Annotated in this window: 20 protein-coding genes; 18 read left to right on the forward strand and 2 right to left on the reverse strand. The window is 71.4% G+C overall.

Annotated elements, in window-relative coordinates:
• Window positions 1-150 precede the first annotated feature (150 nt).
• From JOB34_RS12555 to JOB34_RS12570, 4 genes are all read left to right on the forward strand, one after another.
• Entirely contained in the window at window positions 151-930 is a 780-nt protein-coding gene (locus JOB34_RS12555; RefSeq protein ID WP_208053032.1) for an electron transfer flavoprotein subunit beta/FixA family protein, read from the forward strand.
• 33 nt (window positions 931-963) lie between these two features.
• Window positions 964-1,923 (forward strand): electron transfer flavoprotein subunit alpha/FixB family protein, encoded by a 960-nt coding sequence (locus tag JOB34_RS12560; RefSeq protein ID WP_208053033.1) that lies wholly within the window; start codon window positions 964-966, stop codon window positions 1,921-1,923.
• Window positions 1,924-2,013: 90 nt separating this feature from the next.
• Window positions 2,014-2,553: an MOSC domain-containing protein gene (locus JOB34_RS12565; protein WP_208053034.1), complete on the forward strand. Its 540-nt coding sequence runs from the start codon at window positions 2,014-2,016 to the stop codon at window positions 2,551-2,553.
• 182 nt (window positions 2,554-2,735) lie between these two features.
• Window positions 2,736-3,200 carry a PPOX class F420-dependent oxidoreductase gene (locus tag JOB34_RS12570; protein WP_179481930.1) on the forward strand — a complete coding sequence of 155 codons (465 nt, stop codon included), beginning with the start codon at window positions 2,736-2,738 and terminating at the stop codon, window positions 3,198-3,200.
• Window positions 3,201-3,261: 61 nt separating this feature from the next.
• On the opposite strand, the gene JOB34_RS12575 is transcribed toward JOB34_RS12570, so the two are convergent.
• Window positions 3,262-4,293, reverse strand: coding sequence for a hypothetical protein (locus tag JOB34_RS12575; RefSeq protein ID WP_208053035.1), 1,032 nt, complete (start codon window positions 4,291-4,293; stop codon window positions 3,262-3,264).
• Between the two features lie 94 nt (window positions 4,294-4,387).
• Between JOB34_RS12575 and JOB34_RS12580 the strand changes: the two genes are divergently transcribed.
• Window positions 4,388-5,599, forward strand: coding sequence for a cysteine desulfurase family protein (locus JOB34_RS12580; protein WP_208053036.1), 1,212 nt, complete (start codon window positions 4,388-4,390; stop codon window positions 5,597-5,599).
• Window positions 5,599-6,687: a tRNA 2-thiouridine(34) synthase MnmA gene (gene mnmA, locus JOB34_RS12585; RefSeq protein ID WP_208053037.1), complete on the forward strand. Its 1,089-nt coding sequence runs from the start codon at window positions 5,599-5,601 to the stop codon at window positions 6,685-6,687. The genes JOB34_RS12580 and mnmA overlap by 1 nt, the downstream gene beginning before the upstream one ends.
• Before the next feature lie 138 nt (window positions 6,688-6,825).
• Here mnmA and JOB34_RS12590 read toward each other — a convergent pair whose 3' ends face one another.
• Window positions 6,826-7,005, reverse strand: a complete 180-nt coding sequence (locus JOB34_RS12590) for a hypothetical protein (protein ID WP_208053038.1) — start codon at window positions 7,003-7,005, stop codon at window positions 6,826-6,828.
• A gap of 10 nt (window positions 7,006-7,015) precedes the next feature.
• Here JOB34_RS12590 and JOB34_RS12595 point away from each other — a divergent pair, with 10 nt between their 5' ends.
• From JOB34_RS12595 to JOB34_RS12645, 12 genes are all read left to right on the forward strand, one after another.
• A complete protein-coding gene (locus JOB34_RS12595) occupies window positions 7,016-7,708 on the forward strand; it encodes a septum formation family protein (RefSeq protein WP_208053039.1) in 693 nt (230 codons plus the stop codon).
• A 133-nt stretch (window positions 7,709-7,841) separates the two neighbouring features.
• Window positions 7,842-8,735, forward strand: a complete 894-nt coding sequence (locus JOB34_RS17635) for a methionine synthase (protein WP_233760971.1) — start codon at window positions 7,842-7,844, stop codon at window positions 8,733-8,735.
• 46 nt (window positions 8,736-8,781) lie between these two features.
• A complete protein-coding gene (ligA, locus tag JOB34_RS12600) occupies window positions 8,782-10,932 on the forward strand; it encodes an NAD-dependent DNA ligase LigA (protein ID WP_347813854.1) in 2,151 nt (716 codons plus the stop codon).
• A complete protein-coding gene (locus JOB34_RS12605; protein WP_208053041.1) occupies window positions 10,925-11,416 on the forward strand; it encodes a DUF664 domain-containing protein in 492 nt (163 codons plus the stop codon). Before ligA ends, JOB34_RS12605 begins: the two co-directional genes overlap by 8 nt.
• 41 nt (window positions 11,417-11,457) lie before the next feature.
• Window positions 11,458-12,321: an SDR family NAD(P)-dependent oxidoreductase gene (locus JOB34_RS12610; protein WP_208053042.1), complete on the forward strand. Its 864-nt coding sequence runs from the start codon at window positions 11,458-11,460 to the stop codon at window positions 12,319-12,321.
• Window positions 12,318-13,196 carry a crotonase/enoyl-CoA hydratase family protein gene (locus tag JOB34_RS12615; protein WP_208053043.1) on the forward strand — a complete coding sequence of 293 codons (879 nt, stop codon included), beginning with the start codon at window positions 12,318-12,320 and terminating at the stop codon, window positions 13,194-13,196. Before JOB34_RS12610 ends, JOB34_RS12615 begins: the two co-directional genes overlap by 4 nt.
• 125 nt (window positions 13,197-13,321) lie before the next feature.
• Window positions 13,322-13,558, forward strand: coding sequence for a glutaredoxin domain-containing protein (locus JOB34_RS12620; protein ID WP_208053044.1), 237 nt, complete (start codon window positions 13,322-13,324; stop codon window positions 13,556-13,558).
• Between the two features lie 85 nt (window positions 13,559-13,643).
• A complete protein-coding gene (gatC, locus tag JOB34_RS12625; protein ID WP_179481909.1) occupies window positions 13,644-13,940 on the forward strand; it encodes an Asp-tRNA(Asn)/Glu-tRNA(Gln) amidotransferase subunit GatC in 297 nt (98 codons plus the stop codon).
• A gap of 11 nt (window positions 13,941-13,951) precedes the next feature.
• Window positions 13,952-15,493, forward strand: coding sequence for an Asp-tRNA(Asn)/Glu-tRNA(Gln) amidotransferase subunit GatA (gatA, locus tag JOB34_RS12630; RefSeq protein ID WP_208053045.1), 1,542 nt, complete (start codon window positions 13,952-13,954; stop codon window positions 15,491-15,493).
• Complete coding sequence (gatB, locus tag JOB34_RS12635; RefSeq protein WP_208053046.1) at window positions 15,490-17,007, forward strand: Asp-tRNA(Asn)/Glu-tRNA(Gln) amidotransferase subunit GatB; 1,518 nt, start codon at window positions 15,490-15,492, stop codon at window positions 17,005-17,007. The genes gatA and gatB overlap by 4 nt, the downstream gene beginning before the upstream one ends.
• Before the next feature lie 55 nt (window positions 17,008-17,062).
• Window positions 17,063-18,337 (forward strand): cytochrome P450, encoded by a 1,275-nt coding sequence (locus JOB34_RS12640; RefSeq protein ID WP_208053047.1) that lies wholly within the window; start codon window positions 17,063-17,065, stop codon window positions 18,335-18,337.
• A complete protein-coding gene (locus tag JOB34_RS12645; protein WP_208053048.1) occupies window positions 18,337-19,266 on the forward strand; it encodes a 2-hydroxyacid dehydrogenase in 930 nt (309 codons plus the stop codon). Before JOB34_RS12640 ends, JOB34_RS12645 begins: the two co-directional genes overlap by 1 nt.
• The last annotated feature ends 1 nt before the right edge of the window (window position 19,267 follow it).

Here is a 19,267-nt window from a genome sequence, read left to right on the forward strand (position 1 = left end):
GGCGGCAGGCTGTTACTCGCCAGTAACGTGGTGGCGTACCCTGGATACCGAGCCTGCGGGACCATGTCGGGATCGCCGAACGACGCGTCGTACGACCGCGTCATCGCCCGTCACCATTCATCGAGCACCACGTCAACGAAGGGCTAGGACATGAACATCGTCGTCTGCGTCAAGTACGTGCCGGACGCTCAGAGCGACCGCACGTTCAGTGACGACCACACCACCGACCGCACCAACGTCGACGGTCTCCTGTCGGAGCTCGACGAGTACGCGGTCGAAGAGGCGCTGAAGCTCGTCGAGGCGAGCGAGGGTGAGGTCACAGTGCTCACGGTCGGCCCCGACGTCGCGGTCGAGGCGGTCAAGAAGTCGCTGAAGATGGGCGCCCACAAGGGTGTGCACGTCTGCGACGACGCGATCCACGGCTCGGACGCCGGCGCCACCTCCCTGGTGCTCGCCAAGGCCATCGAGAAGATCGGCAAGCCCGACCTCGTGCTCACCGGTCTCGCCTCCACCGACGGCACCATGAGCGTCGTCCCGGCCATGCTCGCCGAGCGTCTCGGCCTGCCGCAGGTCACGCAGGTGTCGGAGCTCTCCGTCGCCGACGGGTCGGTCAAGGGTCGCCGCGACACCGACATCGCGTCGGAGACCGTCGAGGCGTCGATGCCCGCACTCGTGGGCGTGACCGACCAGATCAACGAGCCGCGCTACCCCTCGCTGAAGGGGATCATGGCCGCCAAGAAGAAGCCGGTCGAGACGTGGTCCCTGTCCGACCTCGGTCTGGATGCCGCCCAGGTGGGCTTCGAGGGGTCCTGGACCAAGGTCGTCGACGTCACCCAGCGTCCGGCCCGCGAGAAGGGCGAGGTGCAGCCCGACGAAGGCGACGGCGGCACCAAGCTCGTGGAGTTCCTGAGCAAGTCCAAGCTCGTCTGACGCTGCGCTACCCCAGAAGGAGACGTAACACCCATGGCTGAAGTCCTCGTCCTGGTCGACCACACCGACGGTGCGGTCAAGAAGACCTCTGCGGAGCTGCTCACCATCGCCCGTCGGATCGGCACGCCGTCCGCCGTCTTCATCGGCTCGCAGGTGGAGGCCGCACGGCCCCGCCTCGCGCAGTTCGGCGCCGAGAAGGTCTACGTCGTCGACAACGCCGACGTCACCGACTATCTCGTCGCGCCGCTGGCCGAGGCCCTGGAGGCCGTGGTCAAGCAGGCCGGCGACGTCGCGGCGGTCCTGGTGCCCACCAGCGGCACCAACAAGGAGGCCGCCGCCCGTCTCGCGGTCAAGCTGGAGTCCGGCCTGATCACGGACGCGCAGGACGTGCAGCCGGGGGACGACGGCATCGTGGTGACCCAGACCGCGTTCGCCGGCGGTTACACGCTGCAGGGCGTGGTCACCCAGGGCACCCCGATCATCACGGTCAAGCCGAACACCACCCCGCCGCAGGCCTCCCAGGCCGGTGCGCAGGTCGTGCCGGTCGAGCTGACGGTGTCCGACACCGCCAAGGGCGCCAAGATCACCGAGGTCCAGGAGAAGAAGAAGTCCGGTCGCCCGGAGCTCACCGAGGCCGCCATCGTGGTCTCCGGTGGCCGCGGCACCGGCGGTGACTTCTCCCCGGTCGAGAGCTTCGCCGACGTGCTCGGCGCCGCGGTCGGCGCGTCCCGTGCCGCTGTCGACGCCGGGTGGTACCCGCACAGCAACCAGGTCGGGCAGACCGGTAAGCAGGTCTCGCCGCAGCTGTACGTCGCCTGCGGCATCTCCGGCGCGATCCAGCACCGGGCGGGCATGCAGACGTCCAAGACCATCGTCGCGGTCAACAAGGACGAGGAGGCGCCGATCTTCGAGCTGGTCGACTTCGGCGTCGTCGGCGACCTGTTCAACGTCCTTCCGCAGGCCACCGAGGCCGTGAAGAAGGCCAAGAGCTGACGCACTGACGCTCACGACGCCCCCTGCACCCGCGCCGGTGCGGGGGGCGTCGTACGTCGTGACCCCTCCGGCCGGTGGGAGGATGAGCGCATGCCAGCCCAGGTCGTCGCCGTCCACGTCAGCGGGGTGCACGAGTTCAGCAAGCAGGCCGTGGAACGCATCATGCTCGACGAGGGGCTCGGCGTACGCGGCGACGCGCACTACGGCGTCACCGTGCAGCACCGCTCCCGGGTGGCCCAGGACCCGAGTCAGCCCAACCTGCGCCAGGTGCACCTGATCCCGGTCGAGGTGCTCGAGGAGCTGGGACGTGCCGGGTACGACGTCGCGCCCGGTGACCTCGGCGAGAACATCACCACCCGCGGCATCGCCCTGCTCGACCTGGCGGTCGGCACCCGGCTGACGATCGCGGGCGCCACCGTGACGGTGATGGGCCTGCGCAACCCGTGCCGGCAGATCGAGGACTTCCGCCCCGGGCTGCTGAAGCGTCTGGTGCACACCACCGACGACGGGCGGGTCGAACGTCTCGCCGGGGTGATGGGCGTGGTCTCGCGTGGGGGCACCGTCGCGGACGGGGATCCCATCGAGGTCGAGCCGCCGCCCGGGCCGGCGATGCCGCTCACCCGCGTCTGAGGTCCGCACGGCTCGTCAAGGCCCGCTCGGCCCGAAACGCATACCGGATCGGGCTGCCCATGCTCGTTCTGGCCCGCCCGGTCCCGAACGCGCGACCACCGCTGTGTCAAGCCGTCTTCCAGGGCCCGCCCGGGCCCGAACGTACGCCCCCGTCGTACGTAGCCGTCTGAGACGCTGAGGGCATGAGCCCCAAGGTCGCCACCACCACCCACGTCGATGCCGCCGCCCTCGCCGACTTCGTCCGCCCGCGGCACCGGTTCGTGCTGATCACCACCCGCAAGGACGGTTCGGCCCAGGCATCACCGGTCACCGGCGGCGTCGATGCGCAGGGTCGCCTGGTCATCTCCTCCTATCCCGAACGCGCCAAATCCCGCAACGCCGCACGCGATCCGCGGGTGAGCGTGCTGGTGCTGTCGGAGGAGTTCGACGCCGAGTGGGTGCAGGTCGACGGCGAGGCGGAGGTGCTGTCGGGTGAGGACGCCGTCGAGCCGCTCGTGGAGTACTTCCGGGTCATCTCCGGGGAGCATTCGGACTGGGATGAGTATCGCGAGGCCATGCGCCGGCAGGGCAAGTGCCTGATCCGGGTCACTCCCACCCGCTGGGGCCCGATCGCGACCGGCGGCTTCCCGCCCCGGCTCGCGGACTGATCTTTGGACATGCAGATGGGGGCGGATATGCCCCGATCTGCATGTCCGAAACGCGGGGGGTCTACTCGGCCGACGTCGACCAGGCCGCTGCCGCCCGCTTGCTCGTCGGTGAGGTCAACTGCAGCAGCGTCCAACTGCGCGGCTGTGCGCCTTTGGGCACCCAGAAGATGATCGTGTAGCGCCCCGATCCGTTCGGCTTCACCAGCGTGCTGGTGAGGCTCTCGCCGGGCGAGGGGACGCTGCCGAAGCGGCACGTCCGGCCGCCGCCGTCCAGCAGCACGAACTGCCGCCGATCGACGTACGCCTCAGCACCCCGCGCGGTGACCGAGAGGCTGACGGCCACGCCGTCGACGTCGCCGGGGACGGTCGGGGACGGCCCGAGCGTGCGAGGGGTCGGCGCCTGCGCCGTGACAATGACGCCGATACCGCCGTTGATGATCGAGGTCGTCCGGCCGAAGTGCGCGGTCGCGACGCCCTTGCGGTCGTACGCGGTGCGTGGCCCGTCGCACGCATCGGTCACCGTGCGTTGCGGAGCGGTGCCCTGCTTGGACCACTTCGCGAGCGCGCGGCGGTCGGTCGGGTTCTCCACGTAGACGACCGAGTAGTTCGCCAGGTCGGCGTCCGCCGGCACCAGGAAGGCGACGTTGCCGTCGGCGCCGCGCTGCTCGTCGATCGTCGTGAGGGGGAAGGCGCCGGCCAGCGGGTTGTGCGCGGGCCGCGGGCACGCCCTGCCCTGCGGGTCGAGCATCACGAGCGACCCGGGGGACACGACGTACGACCCATTATGCACCACCCGCGCCGACATGTGCACCGACGCGATGCGGTAACTGCTCTCCCCGCTGGAGACCTGCGACAGGGTGGGCGCACCGACCTGGGTGGCCACCGCGCGGTGGTCGGGAGTCGGGACGGGCACGTCGTACGCCGTCGCGCCGCCGGAGTAGGACACGTCCTTGGGGCCGGAGCATCCGCTGGGTGCGACGACGGTGGTGCGGACGGCCCTGGCGGGCGCGCCGTGGCTGCAGCCCGTGAGCACGGACGTCGCGAGAACGGCGAGTGCGGCGGGACCGCCGAGGCGCGTGGCGCGGGAGAACAAAGCGGGCCTCTCATCGGGTGGGATCAGCGAGCAGTCTGCCAAAGACGGGGAGCGGGCGCGGGCGGGTCCCAGGACCGGCTCGTAGAATCGACCGATGCCCCACTACCTCGACCATGCCGCGACGACGCCTGCGCTGCCGCAGGTCGTCACCGCCATGGCCGAGCAGATGGCCGTCCCGGGCAACGCCTCGTCGCTGCACACGGCCGGCCGTGCGGCCCGGCGCGTCGTGGAGGAGTCACGCGAGATCATCGCGGCCGGGCTCGGCGCCGGACCGTCCGAAGTCGTCTTCACCTCCGGGGGCACCGAGTCGGACAACCTCGCGGTCAAGGGCCTGTACTACCAGCGCCGGGCCGACGACCCGCGGCGTACCCGGCTGATCGTCTCGGCCATCGAGCACCATGCGGTGCTCGACTGCGTCGACTTCCTGGTGGAGTACGAGGGGGCGCGGATCACCTGGGTCGAGCCCGACCCGCTCGGCCGGATCGACCCCGCACGCGTGCGCGCGGCCATCGAGCAGGATCCCGAGGACGTCGCCCTCGTGTCGGTGATGTGGGCCAACAACGAGGTCGGCACGGTGCAGCCGATCGCCGAGATCACCTCCGTGGCCCACGAATTCGGCATTCCCATGCACACGGACGCGGTCCAGGCCATGGGTCACCTGCCGATCGACTTCGCAGCGGTCGGGGCCGACCTCCTCACCGCCAGCGGGCACAAGATCGGCGGACCGCTCGGCGTGGGGGTGCTCCTCGCCCGGCGTGACGTGCGGCTGCGACCGCTGACTCAGGGCGGTGGCCAGGAGCGCGGGCTGCGCAGCGGCACCCTGGACGTCGCCGCGATCCGCGGGATGGCGGTCGCGACGGCCCTGGTGACCGAAGGCCGGGCCGCCGAGAGCGACCGGCTGGCGTCGTTGCGGGACAAGATGATCCGCGGTGCGCTCGACGCGGGTTTCGACATCACGGTGAGCGGGCCGCACGAGGTCGGTGACGTCGAACGGCGGTTGCCCGGCAATGTGCACCTGCTCGTGCCGGACTGCGACGGGGATTCCCTGCTCTACCTGCTCGACGCCGCGGGCATCGAGTGCTCGACCGGGTCGGCCTGCCAGGCCGGCGTGCCGCGTCCGAGCCATGTGCTCCTCGCGATGGGCGTGCCGGAGGCCCGCGCTCGCGGCGCGCTGCGCCTCTCGCTGGGTCACACCTCCGACGACAGCGACGTCGCGGCGTTCCTCGACGCGCTTCCGGCCGCTGTCGAGCGCGCCCAGCGCGCCCACCACGCGGGCCGCGCCGGCGCCCGCTCGAAGGACCACTGATGCGCGTCGTGGCCGCCATGAGCGGCGGGGTCGACTCGGCGGTGGCCGCCGCCCGGATGCTCGACGCCGGACACGAGGTGGTCGGTGTGCACCTGGCGCTGTCGCAGTCCGCGGCGACCCTGCGCGAATCCGCGCGCGGGTGCTGCACCATCGAGGACGCCGGCGACGCCCGACGGGTCGCCGACCGGCTCGGCATCCCCTTCTACGTGTGGGACATGGCCGACCGGTTCCGCGAGGACGTGATGGAGGACTTCGTCGCGGAGTACGCCGCCGGCCGCACCCCCAACCCGTGCCTGCGCTGCAACGAGCGCATCAAGTTCGCGGCGTTGCTGGACAAGGCGCTCGCGCTCGGTTTCGACGCGGTCGCGACGGGGCACTACGCGCAGATCGTCGACGGCCCGGACGGCCGGGAGCTGCACCGGGCGGTCGACCCGGCCAAGGACCAGTCCTACGTGCTCGGGGTGCTGGACGCCGAGCAGCTCTCGCGCTCGTTCTTCCCGCTCGGCGACACCACCAAGCCGCACATCCGCGAGGAGGCGGCCGCGCGCGGGTTCTCGGTCGCCAAGAAGCCGGACAGCCACGACATCTGTTTCATCGCCGACGGCGACACGAAGGGCTGGCTGACCGGACGGCTCGGCACGGCTCCCGGCGAGATCGTCGACGACTCCGGCGAGGTGGTCGGCACCCACGAGGGGGCGTTCGCCTATACCGTCGGGCAGCGCCGCGGCCTCGGGCTGAAGGTGCCGCGCGAGGACGGCGCCAAGCGGTACGTCGTCGAGGTGCAACCCGCGACCCGACGGGTCGTCGTCGGCACCGCCGAACTGCTGGGCGTGGACCTGCTGGACGCCGATCACGGCCGGTGGTGCGGCCCGGCACCGGCCGGTGAGGTGCGGGTGGGCGCTCAGGTGCGAGCCCACGGCGAGGAGGTCCCCGCGACCGCGACCGCCGACGGCGACCGGGTGCAGGTGCGCCTGGATCGTCGCATCCGCGGCGTGGCGCCCGGCCAGTCCGTCGTGCTCTACGACGGCACCAGGGTCGTCGGATCGGCCACCATCGCGCGCACCGGCCGCGTCGAAGCCTCCGCCTGACGCAGGCACGCCGGCGACCACGCATATTTCCTACCCGGACCGGGCCGGTCGGCCGCATCCGACGGGGAGGACGGGTCACAATGGCCGAGCGCCGGTGCACGCCGGCGACAGGGTGAAGGAGTGCTGGATGTCGGTCCGTCAGATCGTGGGGGTGGCTGCGGCCGCTGTGGTCCTGGCTGCGTGCGGTGGGGGAGGCAGCGCCCCGACGGTCCACAGCGCGACCTCCACATCGCCCAGCTCGACCAGTCCCTCCTCGTCGTCGAGCTCGTCCTCGCCGACGCCCAGCAGTTCCAGCAGCTCGAGCAGCGCGTCGGGCATCTCGGCGTCGGTGCAGACCGGGCAGTGCCTGATCGACACCCTGACCTACCAGGTCGTGCCCTGCACGCAGACGCACGTCTACCAGGTCACCGCGGTGGTCAGGAACTCCAGCGTCAATACCGACCCGACGGCGCGTCAGGTGCTGCGGCAGGAGACCTGCAACGCCTCGCTGGTCAAGTTCAGCGGTGGGGCGCCGGTGGGTCTGCTGGCCGTCGGAAACCCCGTGGCCCTGGTCGACGACCCGCTCAACTCCACCCGGATCGTGTGCCTGATGCACCTGCGCACGGACGGTGACGAGGCCAACCTGCCGATCAACTACACATTGCAGGACGCGTTGAAGGGTGCGAACGCGTTCAAGTACACCTTCTGCGTCGACAAGGTGGCGAAGAACTTCAAGATCGTGAAGTGCTCCTCGCCGCACGTGGGTCAGACCACCGGCGGGTACCTGTCCGGCCGGTACATCGACAAGTTCCCCGGCGACGCCCACCTGATCGCGCAGCGGGCTCAGTTCTGCCCGCCGCTGGCGCAGGCCTTTCTCAGCACGAAGTCACGTAAGGATGTCGTCGAGGACGGCCTCTACGTCACCAAGACGGCCTGGGCACAGGGCGACCGGTACGCCGCCTGCTTCGTCAAGGTCACGTCGGGCACCGTCAAGAAGTCGCTGCAGGGGATCGGTACGAAGCCGTTGACCTCCTATCGCTGAGTCGGCGGAGGACCAGCTGGTCGCCCGCGTCGCACCGCGGGCCACCGGCATCGGGTCGTGGCCGGGCACCGATCCACGACGCGCCAACGGGCTGATCCGCGATCTGCTCGCCGAGGACGGACTGCCCTACCTTGTGGAACTCCCGGATCGGGGCCCGGGCGCCGACCTGGTGGGTCGGACCGCCGCGCTGCTGCCGGACCTGAGCGTCGATCTGCAGCCGAGCGGGTGGCGGCTGTCCGGCGGACGGGGACGGGACGCCGCGCGCGGTGCGGCGTACCTGCGCCAGGACCTGGACGAGCTCGCCGAGGCCTACGACGGCTACGTCGGTGAGCTGAAGCTCTCGCTGTGCGGTCCGTGGACCCTCGCTGCCGCCGTCGCGCTCCCCAGGGGTGAGAAGGCGCTGTCCGATCCCGGCGCCTGCCGCGACCTGCGTCAGGCGCTCCTCGCCGCAGCGACCGACCATGTCGACCGGGTCCGGTCGCTGGTGCCGGGGGCCGATGTCGTGCTGCAGTTCGACGAGCCCTCGCTCACCGCCGTCCTGACCGGCAGTGTGCCGACGGCGTCGGGTTTCTCCCGGTTGCGCAGCGTCGACGAGCAGACCGCCCGGGAGGCTCTCACGGAATTGACCGCCGGGCTGGCCGCGCGAACGCGATCGATCGTCGTGCACACGTGCGCTCCGTCCCCGCCGCTGCGGATGCTCGCCGAGGTGCCGGATCTGAGCGTGGCCCTCGATGTCGCCCTGCTGGGCGGCGCGGAGTGGGACCTGGTCGCGGAGGCCGTCGAGGCGTCCCGCGCTCCGTGGCTGGGTCTGGTGCCCACCGATGCCACCGGCACGCACCCGGGCAGGTACGTCGAGCGCGTGCTCGCGATGTGGCGCCGCCTCGGGCTGCCCGACGCCGATCTGTCGACGCTCACGTTGTCGCCCGCCTGCGGACTCGCCGGTCGCTCACCGGACGCGGCGCTCGGCGTCGCACGACTGGTGCAGGCAGCCGCCCACGAGCTGGGGGAGATCGCGCAGGGCTCGTGACGGCGTTGTGTCGCGGCTGTCGGTGCGCTGCGGCAGGATTGCCCGGGTGAGTGAGGAACCGGTGCCTGCCGACGACGTCGCCAGCGGCATCCCCGACGATGCCCGGCACGAGTGGACCCAGGTGGCCGAGGAGGTCCGCGCCCACCAGTTCGCCTATCACGTGCGGGACGCGCCCACCGTCAGCGACGGCGAGTACGACGCGCTGGTCCGGCGGCTGAACGAGCTGGAGGAGGCCTACCCCCCGCTGCGCACACCGGACAGCCCCACCCAGCAGGTCGGAGCGACGTACAGCACCGACTTCACGCCCGTCGACCACGTCGAGCGGATGCTGAGCCTGGACAACGCGTTCAGTGCCGAGGAGATGGCCGCGTGGGCCACGCGAGTGGAGCGCGACGCGGGCGGCGCCGACGTGCACTACCTGTGCGAGTTGAAGATCGACGGCCTGGCGATCAACCTGCTCTACGAGGACGGCCGCCTCACGCGCGGTGTCACCCGCGGCGACGGCCGCACCGGGGAGGACGTCACCCTCAACGTGCGCACCGTCGAGGGGATCCCGCACACCCTGTCCGGCGGCGAGGTCGCGGTGCCCGAGCTGGTGGAGGTGCGCGGCGAGGTGTTCTTCCCCGTCGAGGCGTTCACGGCGCTGAACGAGCGGCTGGTCGAGCAGGGCAAGGCGCCGTTCGCCAACCCCCGCAACGCCGCCGCCGGGTCGCTGCGGCAGAAGGATCCCAAGGTCACCGCGACCCGACCGCTGCGGATGCTGGTGCACGGCATCGGCGCGCGGCGCGGCTTCGACATCGCCCGGCAGAGCGAGGCCTACGACCTGCTCGGCGCCTGGGGCCTCCCGGTGTCCACGCACTACCGCGTGGTTGACACCCCCGAGCAGGTGCAGGACTACATCGAGTGGGCCGGCAGTCACCGGCACTCCGTCGAGCACGAGCTGGACGGCGTCGTGGTCAAGGTCGACGAGGTGCCGGTGCAGCGCGCGCTCGGCGCGACGTCGCGGGCGCCGCGGTGGGCGATCGCGTTCAAGTACCCGCCCGAGGAGGTCAACACCAAGCTGCTGGACATCCAGGTCAACGTCGGGCGCACCGGGCGCGTGACGCCGTTCGGGGTGATGCGGCCGGTGAAGGTGGCCGGGTCCACGGTCGAGATGGCCACCTTGCACAACGCCTCGGAGGTACGCCGCAAGGGCGTGCTCATCGGCGACACCGTCGTGCTGCGCAAGGCCGGCGACGTCATCCCCGAGATCGTCGGGCCGGTGGCGGAGCTGCGCGACGGCAGCGAGCGCGAGTTCGAGATGCCGACCGACTGCCCGTCGTGCGGCACACCGCTGGCCTACGAGCGCGATGGCGACAAGGACATCCGGTGTCCAAACGCGCGATCCTGCCCGTCGCAGTTGCGGGAGCGGCTGTTCGGGCTCGCCGCCCGCGGTGGTTTCGACATCGAGGCGCTGGGCTGGGAGGGGGCCACCGCGCTGTTGGACGCCGGGGTCCTGCAGGACGAGTCGACCCTGTTCCGCCTGACGCGCGAGCAGCTGGTGCGCGTCGACCTCTACACCCGCGCCGCGAAGAAGAACGATCCGCCCGAGACCGTGGTCGATGGGAAGGTACTGTCCGCCAACGGCATTCGGCTCATCGACAACCTGGAGACGGCCAAGGCGCAGCCGCTCTGGCGGGTGCTGGTCGCCCTGTCCATCCGGCACGTCGGACCCACCGCGGCGCGGGCGCTGGCGGGGGAGTTCGGGTCGATGGACGCCATCAGGGAGGCCACGCAGGAGCAGCTGGCCGCGACCGACGGTGTCGGGCCGGTGATCGCGCAGGCCGTCGTCGAGTGGTTTGCGGTCGACTGGCACCTCCAGATCGTGCAGCGGTGGGCGCAGGACGGCGTCCGCATGGCCGACGAGGTCGACGCGTCCATCGACCGGACCCTCGAGGGCCTGACCGTCGTGGTCACGGGCTCGCTGGAGGGTTTCTCGCGCGACGAGAGCAAGGAGGCGATCATCGTGCGCGGCGGCAAGGCCAGCGGTTCGGTCTCCAAGAAGACCGACTTCGTCGTGGTGGGCGCCAACGCCGGCACCAAGGCGACCAAGGCCGAGGACCTCGGACTGACGATCCTGGACGAGACCGGTTTCCGCACCCTGTTGGAGCAGGGCGCCGACGCGGTGCGTCCCTCTCCGGCCGACGCGGATGACTGAGACGACTCTCGCCGAGGGCGACCTGCTGGCCGCGGTCCTCGTGCACGTCGACCGTGCGCTCGACGGAATGCTCACGACGGTCCGGCGGCTGGGGGACGAGCGCGTCAACGCCCCGACCGGGCTGCCGGCGGGCAACACCGCGTTCCAGCTGGTGCGGCACTGCTGTGGGGTGCTGGAGTTCTGGGGCGGGCGGGTGCTCGCGGACCGGCCGATCGAGCGGGACCGTGTCGCTGAGTTCGAGTCGGCGGGCACGGTCGCCGAGCTGGTCGAGCTCGTCGGCGTGCACCGTGACCGGTTCCGCGCCGACCTCGCGGACTTCGACGGCCCCGCCCAGCCGGTCGGTCCGCTGCGCGAGCGCGACCTCGACCGCGACGAGTTGCGCACCCAGGCCGGCATCCTGCTGCACGTCTACGAGGAGCTCGCCCGGCACCGCGGCCACCTCGACCTGACCGCCGACATCGTCACCGCCGGCGGTCTCTCGTAGGGTCGGGCTCGACTCCACCCCACCCGAACGAAGGATCGTTGATGGCACTGCCCGACGTCGTTGTCGAAGGATCGGTCGCGCTGGTGACCGGCGCAGCCGGTGGGATGGGCGAGCACATCGCCCGCGGCCTCGCCCGGCGGGGCGCGCACGTCGTGCTCCTGGACCGCGACGAGACCGGGCTGGCGCGTGTCGCCCAGGAGATCGGGCGCGAGAGCCCGTCGGTGCGCGTCACGACGTACGTCGTCGACCTGGCCGACCGAGCCGGCACCGACACGCTGATCGCGCGCGTCGTGAGCGCCCACCCCGACGTCAACCTGCTCTTCAACAACGCCGGCGTCGCGCTCGGCGGCCGCTTCGTGCAGACCTCCGAGCAGGACTTCGAGTGGCTGCTTGAGATCAACCTGCTCGCCCCGATCCGGATCACCCGCGCGCTGCTGCCGATCCTGATCGAGAACGGGAACGCCCACGTGGTCAACACGTCCTCGCTCTTCGGGCTCGTCGCGCCTCCCGGCCAGACGGCGTACAGCACCAGCAAGTTCGGGCTGCGCGGCTTCTCCGAGTCGTTGCGCCACGAGCTGGCCGAGGAGGACCTGCCCGTCGGCGTCACCGTCGTGCACCCTGGCGGCATCCGCACCAACATCGCCGTGAACGCGCGGGTGGCCGCCGGCGTCGACGAGGCCGAGAGTGCTGCGCAGAAGAAGTCGTTCGCGGCGATGCTCAGCTATCCCGCCGACCGCGCGGCCGAGGACATCATCGAGGCGACGATCAACCGCCGACCGCGGCTGCTGATCGGGCAGGACGCCAAGGCCCTCGACGTGATGGCCCGCACCCGCCCGGCCGGCTACTGGAAGCTGATGAAGGCCTCGATGGCAGCGGTCGCCAAGCGCAAGGCGAAGACGGCGTGAACCCGACGTACGAGACCATCCGCTACGAGGTGGCCGACAGCATCGCGACCGTCACCCTCGACCGCCCCGACGCCCTCAACGCCTTCACCGTCACGATGGCGAACGAGCTCATCGACGTCTTCGGGCGCGCCGGTCGCGACGACGAGGCGCGCGCGGTCATCGTCACCGGGGCCGGACGCGCGTTCTGTGCGGGCATGGATCTGTCGGTGGGCGGCAACGTCTTCGGACTCGACGGCTCGATGAGCCCGACCCCGGCCGACCTGGTCGAGCGGTTCGAGGATCCGGCCGTGGTGGACGGCGTACGCGACACCGGCGGCCGGGTCGCGCTCGCGATCTACGACTGCCCCAAACCGGTCATCGCCGCGATCAACGGTGCCGCGGTCGGGGTCGGGGCCACGATGACCTGCGCCATGGACTTCCGGCTGGCCTCGACCAAGGCACGGATCGGCTTCGTCTTCGGCAGGATCGGGATCGTCCCCGAGGCGTGCTCGACGTGGTTCCTGCCGCGCATCGTCGGCATCCAGCAGGCCCTGGAGTGGGCCTACTCCGCGGACATCCTCACCGCGCAGGAGGCGCAGGACGGCGGACTGGTGCGCTCGGTGCACGAGCCGGACGAGCTGCTCGCCGCGGCCAAGGCCCTGGCGCACCGGTTCACCGACGACCGCAGCCCGGTCGCCGTGGCACTCACGCGCCAGATGATGTACCGCAACGCGGCGACGTCGCATCCGCGCGAGGCGCACCGAGCGGAGTCGCTCGCGATGTTCTGGACCAGCGAGGGCGACGGCCAGGAGGGGGTCGCCTCGTTCCTGGAGAAGCGCGCGCCGCGCTTCGCCGGATCCGCCTCCGACCTGCCCGACGTCTTCCCGACCGACTGAGCCTTCCCATCGGGGGGTGGGGAAGGCATCGAGAGGTGGGCCTCTTTCCCCACCCTCGCCGACCGCCCCACCCCTCGACGGGGACGGGCGGGCATACCGGCGGGTACCGCAGCGTTGGACCGGGCATGAGTGACGTGACGATCTACTGGCGGCCCGGCTGCGGCTACTGCTCCCGACTGCGCTCGAGCCTCGGCTCGGCCGCCGACAAGGCGACCTGGCGCAACATCTGGGAGGACGACGAGGCGCGCCGGTACGTCGCGGGTGTCAACAACGGCAACGAGATCGTCCCGACCGTCGTCATCGCGGGTGCCGCGCACACCAACCCCGACCCGGACGTGGTGCTCACCGCCCTCGCGAGCTGAGCCTCCGGCGAACGGCCGAGAGCCCCGCACGGGCTCCGGCACGGCCGCGCCGGTCGCCGACGGGGGCACCCATAGACTGGCTCCCATGCCTGAGTTGTCCCGCGCGGAGGTCGCGCACGTCGCGATGCTCGCCCGTATCCAGTTGACCGACGACGAGCTGGACAAGCTCGCCGGGCAGCTGGACCAGATCGTCGGATTCGTCGCCACCGTGGGTGAGATCGCGGCCGACGACATCCCCCCGATGTCGCATCCCCTGCCGCTGGTCAACGTCACCCGGCCGGACGTCGTACGCCCCAGCCTGAGCTCGGGCGACGCCCTGGCCGGTGCCCCCGACGCCCAGGCCGGCCGCTTCGCCGTCCCCCGCATCCTCGACGAAGAGTGAGTCCCTTCTCCGTGTCTTCTCCGTCCTCCTCCTCACCCCACGACATCATCCGGCGCGGTGCCGCCGAGCTCGGTGCCGCCATCGCCGACGGCAGCCTGTCCAGCGTCGAGGTCACCCGGGCGCACCTGGACCGGATCGCCGAGGTCGACGACGCCGTCCACGCGTTCCTGCACGTCGACGCCGAGGGTGCGCTCGCAGCCGCCCGAGCCGCCGACGAGGCGCGCGCCGCGGGCGAGTCCCGGTCGCCGCTGGCCGGAGTGCCGATCGCGGTCAAGGACATCGTGGCCACCAAGGGTCTGCCCACCACCGCCGGCAGCCGGATCCTGCAGGGCTGGATCCCGCCGTACGACGCCACCATCACCACCCGGCTGCGCGTCGCGGGTCTGCCGATCCTGGGCAAGACCAACATGGACGAGTTCGCCATGGGCAGCTCCACGGAGCACTCGGCGTACGGCCCCACCCACAACCCGTGGGACCTGGACCGGATCCCGGGCGGTTCCGGCGGCGGGTCCTCGGCGGCGGTCGCCGCGTTCGAGGCGCCGCTCGCGATCGGCACCGACACGGGCGGCTCCATCCGCCAGCCCGCCGCGGTCACCGGCACGGTCGGCACCAAACCGACGTACGGCGGTGTGTCCCGCTACGGACTCATCGCGCTCGCCAGCTCGCTGGACCAGGCCGGACCCTGCACCCGCTCGGTGCTCGACGCCGCGCTGCTGCACGAGATCATCGGCGGTTACGACGAGATGGACTCCACCTCCATCGACGCGCCGGTGCCCGGTGTCGTCGAGGCGGCCCGCCGCGGCGACGTCTCGGGGCTGCGGATCGGCGTCGTGGACGAGATCTCCGGTGAGGGCTTCCAGTCCGGCGTGCGTGCGCGGTTCGAGGAATCGCTGAAGCTGCTCGAGGCCCGCGGGGCCGAGATCGTGCACGTCGCGTGCCCCAGCTTCGTCAAGGGTCTCGCGGCGTACTACCTGATCCTGCCTAGCGAGGCGTCCTCCAACCTCGCCAAGTTCGACGCCATGCGCTACGGCCTGCGGGTAGGCCCGCAGGGCGTGGACAGCCCCAGCGCCGAGCAGGTCATGGCCGCCACCCGGGACGCCGGATTCGGCGAGGAGGTCAAGCGCCGGATCATCCTCGGCACCTACGCCCTGTCCGCCGGCTACTACGACGCCTACTACGGCCAGGCGCAGAAGGTGCGCACGCTCATCGCCCGCGACTTCGCGGCGGCGTTCGAGCAGGCCGACGTGCTCGTGACTCCCACCGCGCCCACCACGGCGTTCAAGCTGGGGGAGAAGCTCGAGGACCCGATGGCGATGTACCTGAACGACGTGGCGACCATCCCGGCCAACCTCGCCGGGGTGCCGGGCATGTCGATCCCCAACGGCCTGGCCGAAGACGGACTGCCGAGCGGCTTCCAGATCCTCGCCCCGGCCACCCGCGACGACCGTCTCTACGAGGTCGGCGCGGCGCTCGAGGCGGCCCTGCTGGAGCAGTGGGGCGCGCCGATCCTCGACCAGGCACCGGCGCTCCCGGTGCGGGAGGTGACCCGATGAGTGTGCTGGACGCCGTCGTCGACTACGACGACGCGATTGCTCGGTACGACCCGGTGATGGGCCTGGAGGTCCACGTCGAGCTCAACACCGAGACCAAGATGTTCTGCGGCTGCGCGACCGGTTTCGGCGCCGAGCCCAACTCGCAGGTCTGCCCGGTCTGCCTGGGCCTGCCGGGCGCGCTGCCGGTGGTCAACGCCGCGGCGGTCGAGTCGGCCATCCGGATCGGTCTCGCACTCAACTGCTCGATCGCGCCCTGGTGCCGCTTCGCCCGGAAGAACTACTTCTACCCGGACATGACCAAGAACTTCCAGACCAGCCAGTACGACGAGCCGATCGCCTTCGACGGCTACCTCGACGTCGAGATCCCGACCGCGAACGGCGACGGCACCGAGATCTTCCGCGTCGAGATCGAACGCGCCCACATGGAGGAGGACAGCGGCAAGTCGCTGCACGTCGGCGGCTCCACCGGCCGCATCCAGGGCGCGGAGTACTCCCTCGTGGACTACAACCGCGCGGGCGTGCCGCTGATCGAGATCGTCACCCGCCCGGTGCGCGGTGCCGGCGAGCGGGCACCCGAGGTGGCCAAGGCGTACGTCGCCGCGCTGCGCGACCTGCTCAAGGCACTCGGCGTCAGCGACGTGCGGATGGAGCAGGGGTCGGTGCGCTGCGACGCCAACGTGTCGCTCATGCCCCGAGGCGAGGACGAGCTCGGCACCCGCACCGAGACCAAGAACGTCAACTCGCTGCGGTCCATCGAGCGGGCCATCCGCTACGAGATCAGCCGTCACGCGGCGGTGCTGGACTCCGGGGCCGCCATCCAGCAGGAGACCCGGCACTGGCACGAGGACACCGGGGTGACGACCTCCGGACGGCCCAAGTCCGACGCCGACGACTACCGCTACTTCCCCGAGCCCGACCTGGTGCCCGTCGCACCGTCGAGCGAGTACGTCGAGCAGCTGCGCGGGACGCTCCCGGAGCCTCCCGACCAGCGCCGCAAGCGACTGCAGAAGGACTGGGGCTACACGGATCTGGAGATGCGCGACGTACTCAACGCGGGTGCGACCGAGCTGATCGAGCAGACCGTGGCCGACGGTGCGAGTCCGGCCGCGGCCCGCAAGTGGTGGACCGGGGAGATCTCCCGGCGCGCCAACGCCGAGGGGCGCGCGATCGACGACTTCGGCGTGACGCCGGCGCACATCGCCGAGCTGTTCGGCCTGGTGGCCTCGGGCCGCCTCAACGACGCGATGGCCCGGCAGGTGCTCGACGGCGTCCTGGCCGGCGAGGGCACGCCGACCCAGGTCGCGGACGCTCGAGGTCTCGCGCTGGCGCAGGACGACGGCGCCCTGGAAGCAGCGGTCGACAAGGTCATCGCCGCCAACGAGGCCGTCGCCGCGAAGGTGCGCGAGGGCAAGCTCAACGCGGCCGGGGCACTGATCGGCGGCGTGATGAAGGAGATGCGGGGTCAGGCGGACGCGGCACGCGCCCGTGAGCTGATCCTGGCTCGGTTGACCTGACCCCGGCGGGCAGCCCGCCTCGCGGTGGCACGCCCCACCACGAGAGGCGGACGGCATGGAACGACCCGGTCTGATCACGCAGTTGGGCATGGCCCGCTCCTTCATCAAGGACGTCTACGTCGCGAGGGCGAAGACCGAGTACGGCGCACGGGTGCTGCGCGCGCCCGTCGCGCGGGCCATCACCTGGCCGGGTCGGCTCGACCCCTACCCGTACTTCGACCAGGTCCGAGACCAGGCGCCGTTGTCGCCGTCGCCGCGCGAGCCGAACGTGCACCTCAGCGCCACCCACGACGTGTGCAAGCACATCCTGAAGAGCCGGGAGTTCGGCGTCGGCGGCCGCACCATCGTCGGCAAGGACGAGGTCGAGTTCAGCATGTCGCTGCTGGAGATGGACCCGCCCGAGCACACCCGCCTGCGCCGGGTCGCCGCTCCCGCGTTCACGCCCCGTCGGCTCACCGCGTACGGCACGACGATCGAGAAGACCGTGCACGAGCGGCTGGACGCCGTGCCTCCCGGCGCGTCCTTCGACCTGATCCGCCAGCTGGCGGGTCCGCTGCCGATCCGCATCATCTCCGAGCTGATCGGCGTGCCGGAGGCCGACGACGGCCTCTTCCTGCGCTGGGGGACCGCCCTCGGCAGCGCCCTCGAAGGGGTGCACTCGCTGCGGCACGCGCAGCAGGTGCTGAGCGCCAAGCTCGGCCTGGACGCGATGTTCGAGCGACTGGTGCAGGAGCGCCGGGCCGACCCGCGCGACGACATGCTCTCGATGCTCGTCGCCGAGGAGGGTGGCGCGGTGCGGCCCGAGGAGATCCTGCCGCTGTGCACCCTGCTGCTCGTCGCGGGTTTCGAGACGACCGTCAATCTGATCGGCAACGCCGTCCTCGCGCTGATGCGCAACCCGGACCAGTGGGAGCTGCTGGCCGGCGACCCCGCGACGTACGCGCCCAGAGTGGTCGAGGAGACCCTGCGCTACGACCCGCCGATCCAGTTCACCGACCGGGTCGCGCTGCAGGACAGCACCATCGGCGGGTACGACGTGCCTGCCGGTGACCGGGTGCTGTGCATCCTGGCGGGCGCGAACCGGGACCCCGCGCGGTTCGCCCGGCCGAACTTCTTCGACATCACCCGCACCGACAACTCCGACCACCTGGCGTTCTCCGGGGGTGTGCACTACTGCGTCGGAGCGCCGCTGGCGCGGCTGGAGGCCGAGGTCGCCCTGCAGGTGCTCGCCGAGCGGATGCCCACGCTGCACTTCGCGGCGAAACCGAAGCGACGCAACAGCGTCACCATCCGAGGGCTGCGCTCGCTGCCCGTCACGGCAGGAGCCTGATGGACCCGGTCGCCTCCCTCCCGGACCAGGACTGGGTCGACGCGCTCTGCGACGTCCCCGGTGTGGAGCTCGTCACCTGGGACATGGAGGACGCGCCGCCCCGCGACGACATCGCGCTCGCCGTGCCGCCGTACATGCGGGCCGGACGACGCCAGCTCGGGCACCTGCAGCAGTGTCCGCAGTTGCGGGCCGTGCAGCTGGTCACGGCGGGATACGAGCACGTGCAGCCTCACCTGCCCGAGGGGGTCCAGCTCGCGAACGGCGCCGGGATCCACGACACCTCGACCGCCGAACTCGCCGTCGGACTCGCCCTCGCGTCGTTGCGCGGGATCCCGGAGGCGACGCGTGCGGGGGAGCAGGGCCGGTGGACGTCCTTGAACGGCCGCCGGTCGCTCGCCGACCGACACGTCCTGATCCTCGGATACGGCTCGATCGGCACCGCGATCGCGCGGCGTCTGCAGCCGTTCGAGGTCTCGATCACCGCCGTCGCCTCGCGGGCGCGCGCTGGCGACGAACTGGTAAACACGATCCACGGCACCGACGAGCTGCCCGATCTGCTGCCGCACCACGACGTCGTGATCGTGGTCGTACCGCTCTCGGAGGCGACCCGCCGGATGGTCGACGCGGACTTCCTGCACGCGCTGCCGGACGGCGCGCTGGTCGTCAACGTCGCGCGCGGCGGGGTCGTCGACACCGACGCCCTCGTCCGGGAGTGTGCGGCAGGCCGGCTCACCGCAGCCCTCGACGTCACCGACCCGGAGCCCCTGCCGGACGGGCACCCCGTCTGGACGACGCCCGGGATGCTCGTGACCCCGCACGTCGGGGGTGCGACCACCGCGTTCGTGCCTCGCGCCCTGGACTTCCTGCGCCGTGAGCTGACCCGATTCGGCAAGGGCGACGACCTGTCCCACGTGGTCGCCATCGGCTGAT

This window comes from Allobranchiibius sp. GilTou38 (assembly GCF_017565325.1).
In the GTDB taxonomy this organism is placed as follows: domain Bacteria; phylum Actinomycetota; class Actinomycetes; order Actinomycetales; family Dermatophilaceae; genus Allobranchiibius; species Allobranchiibius huperziae.